The sequence below is a fragment of the Paraburkholderia sp. SARCC-3016 genome (genome assembly GCF_031119615.1).
Lineage (GTDB): Bacteria > Pseudomonadota > Gammaproteobacteria > Burkholderiales > Burkholderiaceae > Paraburkholderia.
This window is the reverse complement of record NZ_JAVHZD010000028.1, coordinates 31,591-42,413: the sequence shown is the minus strand read 5'-3', so window position 1 is coordinate 42,413 and position 10,823 is coordinate 31,591. Positions and strand designations below refer to the sequence as shown.

Below are 10,823 nucleotides of genomic sequence, written 5' to 3'. Positions count from 1 at the left end.
CATGCACCGACTCTCGAACATCTACCGGCTCGGCATCAAGGAACTGTGGAGCCTGCGGCGCGACTCGATCATGCTCGTGTTGATCGTCTACACATTTACCGTGTCGATCTACTCCGCCGCCACGGCACAGCCGGATACGCTGCACAAGGCGCCGATCGCCGTGGTGGACGAAGACGCATCGCCCCTTTCGGCGCGTATCGTCGAGGCGTTCTTCCCGCCGCAGTTTGGAACGCCCGCGCTGATTTCGGCATCGGAAGTCGACCGCGGCCTCGATACCGGCGCCTATACGTTTGCGCTCGACATTCCGCCGAACTTCCAGCGCGATATCCTCGCGGGCCGCCGCGCCGTCATCCAGCTGAATGTCGACGCGACGCGGATGAGTCAAGCGTTCACCGGAAGCGGGTACGTGCAGCAGATCGTGAGCGGCGAGGTCGATGCATTCGCACGGCGCTATCGTGCCACTGCGACGCTGCCTGTCGATATCGCCATGCACATGCGTTTCAACCCGAATCTCGAACATGTGCGGTTCGGCGCGCTGATGGAAGTGATCAACAGCGTCACGATGCTGTCGATCATTCTCACGGGCGCGGCGCTGATCCGGGAGCGCGAACACGGCACCGTCGAGCATTTGCTCGTCATGCCCGTCACGCCAGTGGAAATCATGCTCTCGAAGGTCTGGTCGATGGGGCTCGTGGTAATGATCGCGGCGGCATTTTCGCTGACGTTCGTCGTACGCGGCGTGCTGCACGTGCCGGTCGAGGGATCGGTCGCGCTGTTCATGCTGGGCGCCGCGCTGCATCTGTTCGCGACCACGTCGATGGGCATTTTCCTCGCGACGCTCGCACGCAGCATGCCGCAGTTCGGCATGCTGATCGTGCTCGTGCTGTTGCCCATGCAGATGCTCTCGGGCAGCATAACGCCGCGGGAGAGCATGCCGCAAATCGTGCGTGACCTCATGCTCGCGGCGCCCACCACACATTTCGTCGAACTGGGGCAGGCCATCCTTTATCGGGGCGCTGGGATCGACATGGTGTGGAGACCGTTCTGCGCATTGATTGCGATCGGCGCAACGCTGTTTGCGCTGTCCCTGCACAGGTTTCGCAGAACGATTAGCCAGATGGCCTAGCTGGCCCCGGAAGAAATTGCCCGCCTGCTTGTCACCAACCGTGCGCAACACGGAACGAGAAAGAGCAGCGCGGCCAATATCCAGAATGCACCGGCCAACCCAACATGATTAGCGACGAAGCCAACGCCTGCCGGGCCCAGAAGATTTCCGGCATAGCCGGTGGTCGTGATCGCCGCGACGGCAAGCGCAGATGGCATCACGCGCTGCGCGCCCGCTTTGCGAAACAAAACGGGCACCACATTGGAAGCGCCGAGGCCGATCAGCAGGAAACCGGACATTGCAGCGACAGGTATCGTTGCGATCAGCAAGACAACGAAACCTACCGTGGCGACAACACCGCCCCAGAACATCACCATGCGATCGCCAACGCGTGCCGTTATTGCATCGCCGCTCAAACGGCCCACTGTCATCGCTATGGAGAACAGCATATAGCCCATTCCGCCGCGCGCTGCATCGACGATCCCTTTGCCGGTAATGAGCAACGCACTCCAGTCGAGTAACGCACCCTCAACGAGAAACGTGATGGCCGTAAGTGCCGCCAGCAACAGAACGACACCACGCGGGATGGCAAACAGCGGGGCGTCATTCTGCTGGGCCGTATCGAGCAGCCGCGGTTGCGCGATCACGATTGCGGCGAACATCAGAACAGCACAGAGCACGGTGCTGGCGAGTGTTCCCATCTGCATCGAAAGCAGAAATGTCATCAACGTCGAGCCGAAGAATCCGCCGACGCTGAATAGCGCGTGAAAACCCGACATCAACGGGCGCGCTTCCATGCGTTCGACTTCAATTGCGTGGACATTCATGGCGACATCGAGCGAGCCAAGACACGCGCCGAACGCAAGCAAGGCGATGGCCAGCGTAAGCGGCGTACTCACCAGGGTCAACAACGGAAGAACTACAGCTAGCCCGATCCCTCCCGCTGCGATGACGGGCTTGCTGCCATATCGCGCGCTCAGTGCACCGGTGAATACCATCGCAATCACCGATCCTAAGCCAAGGCAAAGCAACAGCATGCCAAGCAGCCCGTCACTCGCGCCAACCCGATCCTTCGCGAATGGCACGAGCGGCGCCCAGCACGCAACACCGAAACCGGCTACAAGAAACGCAAGGCGGGTGGCGAATCGGGCGGCCGGCCGATTCGAATTCATCTCACTCGATATGGACATTTTCGGTTCCATTGGGCTTTGCCGCATGCCTAAAGATCGGCCGGCAATGCAGGCAGGACCTTTGGCCCTGCCTTGGAGAGAGACGCACGCTCCGCACGAGGCAAATCGTGTTCGACGACGATGCATTCGATCGCCGCCATGGCTGCGACCCGATGAGACGCACGAGCGGTGAATTTATCGGTGGTCGCCAGCACCGCGCTGTGCGCGCTTGCCGCGAGGACAGCGCGCTTGAACGTGGCGTCGGCGAGATTGAAAGCACTGATACCGCCTTTTGCCGATATCGCGCACGAGCCGAGGAAGCATCGGTCTATATTCATCTGCTCGATGCTGCGCACCGCACCGGCATCGACGCATCCTCCGACTGCCGCATCGACTGCGCCTCCTATCATGATGAGTTGCAGATCGCCGCGGTGAAGGACGGCAGCGGCGATATCGATGGAATTGGTGGCGACGCTCAGCTCGCTTTCCTCCGGCAGCACCTCGACGAGCGCGAGATTCGTGCTGCCGCTGTCGAGAAACAGAAGTTCGCCTGGCTCGATAAGCCGCACTGCTGCGCGAGCCAACGCCATTTTTCGTTCACGTGCTTCGACCATCCTGGCTGTCATCGGGGCGGACGCGGGCGTGATGGGCAACGCGCCTCCATAGACCCGGCGGCACAGCCCCTCGGCCGCAAGCGCACGGAGATCCCGGCGAATCGCGTCTTCCGAAATATTGAATTCGACAGCGAGCGTGGCCGCCACGACCGGCTGGCCCTGAGCGAGCCGATGAGCAATTTCGTCGCGCCGTGCAACGGGAATGTTGTCGTTCATGGGCACATCTTACCGTGCACAATCCGGAATGTAAACGTGCATAAACGTGCATATCATGTCGAAGAAATTGGGAAGGTATCCAGATCGAAATACGCGGCACGGCGGTTGCTCGTCTTCGTCGTTAAGCAAACAGCGTTTGTTTGCGTCGACATTTCAATCCAATTAAGGAGGACGGATCATGAAGAACGCATCCCGCATATTGATCGCTGCCACTGCCGCACTCGCGCTGTCGGGCGCTGCTTATGCACAATCGGCCGGCGGCGCGGGCGGTGCAGGCGGCGCAGGCGGCGCCGGTTCGTCGAACGGCAGCACGGCTAGCCCGTCGAATCAGATGAACGGCGCGACCAATAGCTACGGCACGCCGGGTTCCAGCAACTCGGACAGCGGTGCAATGACGAGAAAGCCGAACTCGGGCCTGCCCGCGGCGAACAGTGGCGCACCGGCGGATACGCCGGCTCCCGCGACTAACAACACGCTGGCGACCCCGAGTGTGAAATCACCGGCTGCCGGGCAATAACAGGAAGCGTTAAGAAGACAAACAGGTGGCATAGATAGCACCTGTTTGCAAAAGGCCGCTGCCCTAACGGGCAGTGGCCTTTCGTTTAGCTAATCAAACACGCACGTCTCAAGTGCTTGCGCATCAATCACTGAACTCCAGGCTCATCGAGATCCGGGCGCGAATTGCCCGCGTACCGTCTCGGCTCCATTGAAAAGATTTGTCAATTTCAGGCAGACAGGATGGACGCCGCGCTGTTTGGCGATTAGTTTCTTCCGTGCCGATTGTGCGGACGATGTGACTCACGCCACTTCTGAATATGTCCCATAAAAAGCGGGACATTTCTGCCCTCGGTACACGCAACCTCAGAGATGACCTCAATCGAAACCGACGTTGAGAGCGATCGGCTTCGGATTTTCTGAATAAGCCTGACTCATGACAACAAAGCACACGCCGAAGAAGCCAGCGCAAGCTTCTCAACCTGCACAACCTCGACTGCGGCAATTGCAGTTTGCCTTTCCGTTCCTGCGCAAAGCCGAAGGCAAGGCGCAGAAGGCGTCGCCGTTTACGGACGAGCACGAGCTTCACCGTCTGCTGGCCGAACGCGAGCCGTCCGGCTCGTATCCCGTCAGCAGGAGCGGCATGTGGCATGGCGGCATCCACGTCACCGAGGCCGGTGCGGGCCGGGCAATGGACCTCGATGCGGGTCTGCGTGCGCTTGCCGACGGTCATCTGATCGCCTATCGCGCCAACCGCGCCTACCCGGTCAGCGAGTTTGCCGCGCCGGGCGGCGCCACGCTTCGCGCGCCGTACAGCACCGGCTTTGCGCTGTTGCGCCACTCGATGGAGTTCCCGCGCGGCTCGGCGCTGACGTTCTACAGCCTGTACATGCACCTGATGTCCGATGAGGACTATGCGAATTTCCCGGCGCGGGGAAAACCGTCCTACTGGACGAGGCAGTGGCTGGTCACCTCTTTCGCGCGTGACAGACCGGTCATCGGCAGAAACGGACAGGCAGCGGACGCGAGGCAGCTGGGCCTGCGTGTACGCACTGCGCCGACGCCGCACAGCAACGCGATCGGCATCCTGCCGCAGGGCGCCAGCGTCAGTATCGGAAAGAAGGAGAAGGGCTGGGGGCAGCTGAAGGACCTGCACGGCGCGCAGCTGCATCCACCGATTGCCGGAACGTTCGTTTCAGCGTCGGCGGCGGTCGGCGGATGGATCTGCATGGGTCAGGAAAACGGCGGCCCACTGGTTGATGAAGTCTTCCCGGACGCAGCATTCGACCAGGTGGTGATCACCGCGGCTGCGGATTGCCGGCCGGACGATGCGCAAGGCGCGGGCTTCTGCATCAGGGCAGGCGAGCCGATCGGCCACATGGGCCGTTATGACGCGCTGACCGAAGGCGGCGCGAGCGGGACACGCATGGCCCACATCGAAGTGTTCTGCGACGACAGCATCAGGCCGTTTATCGAGCAGAGCCGCGCGTGGATCTCGCAGCATGGCCCGCACAGGGAGGACTGGAGCGAGCTGGGCCTGCCCGCCGATCCGACCATCCTGCGGATCGGGCCGAACACGGTGCTGAACCAGCGTAACGGCGATACGTTCGCCGAAGGGGTGGAGCCGCAGTCGAGGAAGACCGATGTGGTCCAGGTCTACCCGCTGGCCGGGCTCGCCCGGGACAGAAGCCGGCACTACGCGGAACCGAAGCCGGACCCGCTCCAGCAGCGCACGGTGAACTGGTGGCTTGTCCAGAGCGCGAATATGCTGGGGCATCCGATCGAGGGCTGGGTACGGGAGTCGAACCACAGGGGCGGCATGGTCACGCGCGAATTCTCGCGCAAGTGGATCGATTTCCGGTGCATCGAGGACGCTCACGATGCGACCCATACGATCTTTGCGAACTCTGCGCAATGGATCGACTACGCGAGTCATGCCGAGGTGGCCGACACGGCCTCGCGCGCGAAGCTCAGTCCACTGATGCTGAAGGTGTACGACGCGCTGTTCACGCGCGGCGACGGCCGGCAGGCGGCCGTCGAGCTGTGCTCGCTGTCGAACACCGAACGGGGCGGTTATCCGTGGCTCGTGCAGGCTGCGTCGCGGCTGATCGTGAAGCACGGGAGCGAGTGGGCGAACCCGGCCAAATGGACGAAGCTGATTGCGGAACTCGACCAGCGCACGGGCACGAAGCCGCAGCGCGAGGAAGAGCTAAAGCGGATCGGCAAGCTTGCGTGGTGGGATGAGGTGAAGGCTCGGGTGCCGGGCTTTCCGGAACCGGATGTGTTTCATATTCATCCGATTGCGCTAAGCGCCAATTTCAGCTTGAACGTCGAAGCCTGCCGCTGTGGATGCTGCCTCGAGAGCGGTTTCCAGGTGACGCGACTGGGCACCAATTACGGTCCTGTCTATTCCGGATTGCGTCCGATGGACAAGACAACCGCCTTGAGCGAAATGGTAAGCGCTGGAGAGATATCGCAAAGTGAACGCCGAATACTGGTCGCTATCTCGATGAACGAGGGAAGACTTGACACGGTACATTCATACGACAGCGAAATCGTAACTGCTGGGGCAATGCAGAAGACTATTAATTCATCTGGAGGCGGCGAATTTCCAGAGCAGGTCGCACGATTCAAACAATCAGATGAAGCCGGCTATCGCGACCTGTTCGAGCAATGCGGTTGGACCGTAGAGGGTGTCGGCAGGTCCGCTATTATGCATTATGCCCATCCGGCGCTCACAAACGATCTAAAAATTACAGGCGAACCGTTGCGGACGCTTATACGGATCGATTGTTCCAAAGAGAATTTCGGAAAGAAAATCAGCAGCATCCCGTTGGCAGCGATCGTTCAAGCGATTTCCGCCAAGTCGTATGAACGACATCAGCTGATGGATTTCATCGATCGATTGAGAAACGTAGTTTTGCCGACGATCCCGTCCCAGTACCAGCACTCCGTAGGCGAGTTCTTTCTTTCTGATCTCGGACGCGCGACCGCGCTTGATCAAAGCATCAATCGGCCAGCGTTTGTAGCGCGAGACATCGGCTGGGCATTGAACAGTTTTTTTGCCATTCGCTCATCGGTTTCCAAGAATCCGAAAGAATGGGGACAAAAGCATAAATTATATGAGTCGGAAATATTGCAAATATATGGTCCAAATCGGAGTATGGCCAGAATCAACGGCATCAATGTCGCCCCCGCAAGGTATTTTGCGCTTGCAGGTAGTCTTTCGTAAAATGAAAAATCCAATGCACATCTTTGAAAGCATTCAAGGTCTGTCAATAGCCTTGCTTCTTTACACGTCCTCATGCGTGGCAAGCGCGGACGTCATCACGTTTCCGAATGGTGCAACGCTTGCTTTTTCATCGCCAGTAACACCTGAAGAACAAGAGAAATTAGGGAGGGGTTGGAAAACGGCAGTGTACTCCAACTCGGACGGTCAACGATCCAGGCTTTTCCCGCTTGAGGCATTAAAATCCTTAAATGGAGTACTGTTTGACGATTCATACCCGCTTCGAATATCGCCCACCGGCAGGTACGTGGTAATTGACATTTTAAGAGTCGGTCTTTTAGAAACAGGCGCAGAAGAAACAGCGCGAATACAAAGCAGGCAATACTGCCCGGTATTGAAAACAACAAGCGGCTGCCTCGTCAGTAACGAAACTGGCGATCTATGCGGAGGGGAATGGGATAAGCGAGACGACCGTTGGATAGTGCATGGGTTGAAATACGACACAAATACGCCGATGGTTCAATATCAATTCAAAAAAGCAAATACTCTGTGGAAAGAATACTCAGATGACAAGTATCGATCAGTCCGTGTTTCGATTCGCGATCTAATCTCCTCGAATCTGGGAATCGCAAATCTGATGGCGTGCGATCCTCCAAAGGCCGATAACAGGGATTCGTATAAAAATATTCAAATTGAACTTCAAAGATTGGGTGATTTTGAAGACTCTGCGTATATCTCCAGGGAACTTGGAGACACCGTCCCTTCAAGCATGGCACACTAGCCATTTTTTTAACAAATGGTCGCATTTGCCTCGCTGTCTGTTTACTGTACGAGCGTTTGCGATGCCCGTTATCGCAACGCTCGCCCATCTAACCAGCACATCCTCAAGCCCGCGCACACCGATCCCTCAATTGCAGGATCATCGGTGTAAAAATCAGCTGCATCGCAAGCCCCATCTTGCCGCCAGGCACCACAATCACATTCGGCCTCGACATAAACGAATCGTGCAGCATGGTGAGCAAATACGGGAAGTCGATGCCTTTAGGCCGTGCAAAACGGATCACCACGAAACTCTCATCCGGCTGCGGAATCTCCCTTGCCGTAAATGGATTTGACGTATCCACCGTCGGTACGCGTTGAAAGTTCACATGGGTACGTGAAAACTGCGGACAGATGTAGTTCACATAATCCGGCATGCGCCGCAGAATCGTATCGACGATCGCCTCATGCGAATAGCCACGCATGTTCTGATCGCGATGCAGCTTCTGTATCCACTCGAGGTTAATGATCGGCACCACCCCCACGAGCAAATCCGCATGCTGCGCGATATCCACGCTATCCGTCACCACCGCGCCGTGCAGTCCTTCGTAGAACAGCATATCGGTGCCCGAGTCGATGTCTTCCCACGGTGTGAACGTGCCGGATGGCAGCTTGTACTTCGCCGCATCCGTTTCGTCGTGCACGTAGCGCCGAAATTTGCCTGAACCCGACTTCGCATAGCTTGCAAATAGCTGCTCGAGCTCTTCGAGCATGTTCGCATCGGGCCCGAAGTGGCTGAAGTTATGCACACCGTCGCGCTCGGCCTGCTTCAGCGCGTCGCGCATGCCAAGCCTGTCGTAGCGGTGGAACGCATCGCCTTCGACAATCTGCGCATTGATCTTTTCACGCCTGAAAATGTGCTGAAAACTCTTCATGACGGTGGTCGTACCGGCTCCGCTCGATCCGGTTACCGCGATAATCGGGTGCTTGACTGACATACGGCTCTCCCATTCGCTAATCGGCATCGGCAAACATCGTCGACACGCGGGTCCCGTCAATGCACGCTTTATGCCGGCGCTTCAGGCAGAAACAACGACCGCTCCCTGAAGAGCGGCGACGAAAACGGCCGATCGATGCCGAGGTCATGCTCGCGGTGATAGCGGCCAATGCGCATCACCTCGTTCTTCGAGCCGAGTATCACCGGCACGCACTCGTGCAGGTCGTCAGGCACAACGTCGAGAATGCGCTCGCGCCCGGTGATCGCCGCGCCGCCCGCCTGTTCGATCAGAAAGCTCATCGGGTTCGCCTCGTACAGCAGACGGAGACGGCCCCGCGTCGTGTGCGCCGAGCGGAAATCGCGCGGATACATAAACACGCCCCCGCGCATCAGAATGCGATGCGCCTCGGCCACCATCGCCGCAATCCACCGCATATTGAAGTCGCGTTCGCGGCAACCGCTCTTGCCGTCCTTGCATTCCTGCACATAGCGACGTATTGGCGGCTCCCAGAAGCGCTCGTTCGATGCATTGATCGCGAACTCGCTCGTGTCTTCCGGAATGCGAATGTCCGAATGCGTCAGCACGAAGTTGCCGACGTCCCGCTCAAGCGTGAAGCCATGCGTGCCGTTGCCGATCGACAGCACGAGCATCGTCGCCGGTCCATAGATCGCATAACCGGCCGCGACCTGCTCATGGCCCGGCCTCAAAAACGCGCTACGGTCAGCCGCTTTTGCGTTCCCGTTTGCATGGGCCGCGTCCTGCGGCGGTGCGCGTAACACCGAAAATATCGAACCGACCGCGCCGTTGATATCGATATTCGACGAACCGTCGAGCGGATCGAAGGCGAGCAGATACTCGCCGCGCGGATAGCCGGGCGGTATCTGATAAACGTGCTCGATCTCTTCGGACACCATGCCCGCAAGTAAACCGTCCCATTCGCAATGTTGCAGAAAGATATCATTGGTCAGCACGTCGAGCTTCTTCTGCTCTTCGCCGTGCACGTTCGCCGAGCGCGCCGATCCGTAATTGCCGTCGAGTGCGCCGCGCGTAAGCGTCGCGGCAATCGTCTTGATCGATGCCGCGACGTCGATCAACAACGCCGACAAACCGCTCGCGCGCCGCGGCGGACATTGCCTGTCGAGCGCGTCGATCAGGAACTTCGAGAGTGTCGTTCGTCCGTCTCGCATCTCACGCTCCTCAGGACGCCGTGGCTTTATCGACCGTGGCGCTGTCGGTTGCACTTCCATGTTGCGGGCCGGGCGCGAGCCTGTCGAAGACGCGGCTTGCGCGAATGTCGCCCGCTGTAATCAGCGTCAGCGCCGCAGGGTCGGCGGGTTGTGCGCCATCGAGCGCCGCGGCAAACAGGCGATTCGCCTGACGCAGCCGCGCGCGGTCGATCGCATTGCGCACCGAACGTGCATTCGCAAAATTCGGCTGTCTGATGCGGCGGTCCAGATAATCTTCGAATGAACGACGCGAATCGCAATCGAAGCGGTAGTGCATCGTGTCGAGCATGCGCTCGGCAATCGCCAGCAGTTCTTCGGGTCCGTAGTCGGGGAAAGTGATGTGATGCGCGATCCGCGAGCGAAAGCCGGGATTGCTCTGAAAAAACGTGTCCATTCGCGATGCGTAGCCGGCGAGAATCACGACGAGATCGTCGCGTTGGTTCTCCATCGCTTGCAGCAGAATCTCGATCGACTCCTGCCCATAGTCGCGCTCGTTCTCGGGGCGGTACAGGTAGTACGCTTCGTCGATAAACAGCACGCCGCCCATCGCGCGCTTCAGTACGTCACGCGTTTTCGGCGCGGTATGGCCAATGTACTGGCCCACCAGGTCGTCGCGCGTGACGGACACCAGATGGTTGCGCCGGATATAGCCAAGCCGGTGCAGCACATCGGCCATCCGCATCGCGACCGTCGTCTTGCCCGTGCCGGGGTTGCCGGAAAAGCACATATGCAGTGTCGGCGCGCCAGTCGCGATACCGAGCGTCGCGCGCGCGCGTTCGACGAGCAATTGCGCGGCAATCTCGCGAATGCGCGTCTTTACCGGCGCGAGACCGACGAGATCGCGATCGAGTTCCGTCAGCACACCCGCGATGCCCGATTCGCGATATAACGCGAGCAGGTTCACATGCGGTCCGTCGAGCGCCGTTTCGGCGGGGGCACGCGACGAATGTTGCGACAGCGCCTCGCGGCGCGCCGGCAATTCAAGCGTATCGGCAGTCATGGTCGTCTCCGT

The 10,823-nt window shown here is 59.2% G+C and carries 9 protein-coding genes; 4 read left to right on the top strand and 5 right to left on the bottom strand.

The window, feature by feature from the left end; translation table 11 throughout:
• Position 1 precedes the first annotated feature (1 nt).
• Complete coding sequence (locus tag QYH69_RS25670; protein WP_308834539.1) at positions 2 to 1,126, top strand: ABC transporter permease; 1,125 nt, start codon at positions 2 to 4, stop codon at positions 1,124 to 1,126.
• On the opposite strand, the gene QYH69_RS25665 is transcribed toward QYH69_RS25670, so the two are convergent.
• Both QYH69_RS25665 and QYH69_RS25660 read right to left on the bottom strand, forming a co-directional pair.
• Entirely contained in the window at positions 1,123 to 2,277 is a 1,155-nt protein-coding gene (locus QYH69_RS25665) for an MFS transporter (RefSeq protein ID WP_308834607.1), read from the bottom strand. The genes QYH69_RS25670 and QYH69_RS25665 overlap by 4 nt on opposite strands.
• A 47-nt stretch (positions 2,278 to 2,324) precedes the next feature.
• Entirely contained in the window at positions 2,325 to 3,104 is a 780-nt protein-coding gene (locus QYH69_RS25660; protein ID WP_308834538.1) for a DeoR/GlpR family DNA-binding transcription regulator, read from the bottom strand.
• A gap of 178 nt (positions 3,105 to 3,282) precedes the next feature.
• Between QYH69_RS25660 and QYH69_RS25655 the strand changes: the two genes are divergently transcribed.
• The 3 genes from QYH69_RS25655 (at position 3,283) to QYH69_RS25645 (ending at position 7,609) form a co-directional block, all read left to right on the top strand.
• Positions 3,283 to 3,621, top strand: a complete 339-nt coding sequence (locus QYH69_RS25655; protein WP_308834537.1) for a hypothetical protein — start codon at positions 3,283 to 3,285, stop codon at positions 3,619 to 3,621.
• A 414-nt stretch (positions 3,622 to 4,035) separates the two neighbouring features.
• On the top strand, positions 4,036 to 6,831 hold the full coding sequence (locus QYH69_RS25650; RefSeq protein WP_308834536.1) for a hypothetical protein: 2,796 nt from the start codon (positions 4,036 to 4,038) through the stop codon (positions 6,829 to 6,831).
• Positions 6,785 to 7,609: a hypothetical protein gene (locus tag QYH69_RS25645; protein ID WP_308834612.1), complete on the top strand. Its 825-nt coding sequence runs from the start codon at positions 6,785 to 6,787 to the stop codon at positions 7,607 to 7,609. The genes QYH69_RS25650 and QYH69_RS25645 overlap by 47 nt, the downstream gene beginning before the upstream one ends.
• Before the next feature lie 103 nt (positions 7,610 to 7,712).
• Here the strand turns inward: QYH69_RS25645 and QYH69_RS25640 are convergent, their stop codons facing one another.
• The 3 genes from QYH69_RS25640 to cbbX form a co-directional block, all read right to left on the bottom strand.
• Positions 7,713 to 8,585, bottom strand: a complete 873-nt coding sequence (locus tag QYH69_RS25640) for a phosphoribulokinase (RefSeq protein ID WP_308834535.1) — start codon at positions 8,583 to 8,585, stop codon at positions 7,713 to 7,715.
• 68 nt (positions 8,586 to 8,653) lie between these two features.
• On the bottom strand, positions 8,654 to 9,772 hold the full coding sequence (locus QYH69_RS25635; RefSeq protein WP_308834534.1) for a class 1 fructose-bisphosphatase: 1,119 nt from the start codon (positions 9,770 to 9,772) through the stop codon (positions 8,654 to 8,656).
• Positions 9,773 to 9,782: 10 nt separating this feature from the next.
• A complete protein-coding gene (gene cbbX, locus QYH69_RS25630) occupies positions 9,783 to 10,811 on the bottom strand; it encodes a CbbX protein (RefSeq protein ID WP_308834533.1) in 1,029 nt (342 codons plus the stop codon).
• Between the last annotated feature and the right edge of the window lie 12 nt (positions 10,812 to 10,823).

Bases quoted from the DNA above. Each gene is read 5' to 3' on its own strand.
- QYH69_RS25670 (WP_308834539.1), top strand. From the start codon at position 2: ATGCACCGACTCTCGAACATCTACCGGCTCGGCATCAAGGAACTGTGG.
- QYH69_RS25665 (WP_308834607.1), bottom strand. From the start codon at position 2,277: ATGAATTCGAATCGGCCGGCCGCCCGATTCGCCACCCGCCTTGCGTTT.
- QYH69_RS25660 (WP_308834538.1), bottom strand. From the start codon at position 3,104: ATGAACGACAACATTCCCGTTGCACGGCGCGACGAAATTGCTCATCGG.
- QYH69_RS25655 (WP_308834537.1), top strand. From the start codon at position 3,283: ATGAAGAACGCATCCCGCATATTGATCGCTGCCACTGCCGCACTCGCG.
- QYH69_RS25650 (WP_308834536.1), top strand. From the start codon at position 4,036: ATGACAACAAAGCACACGCCGAAGAAGCCAGCGCAAGCTTCTCAACCT.
- QYH69_RS25645 (WP_308834612.1), top strand. From the start codon at position 6,785: ATGTCGCCCCCGCAAGGTATTTTGCGCTTGCAGGTAGTCTTTCGTAAA.
- QYH69_RS25640 (WP_308834535.1), bottom strand. From the start codon at position 8,585: ATGTCAGTCAAGCACCCGATTATCGCGGTAACCGGATCGAGCGGAGCC.
- QYH69_RS25635 (WP_308834534.1), bottom strand. From the start codon at position 9,772: ATGCGAGACGGACGAACGACACTCTCGAAGTTCCTGATCGACGCGCTC.
- cbbX (WP_308834533.1), bottom strand. From the start codon at position 10,811: ATGACTGCCGATACGCTTGAATTGCCGGCGCGCCGCGAGGCGCTGTCG.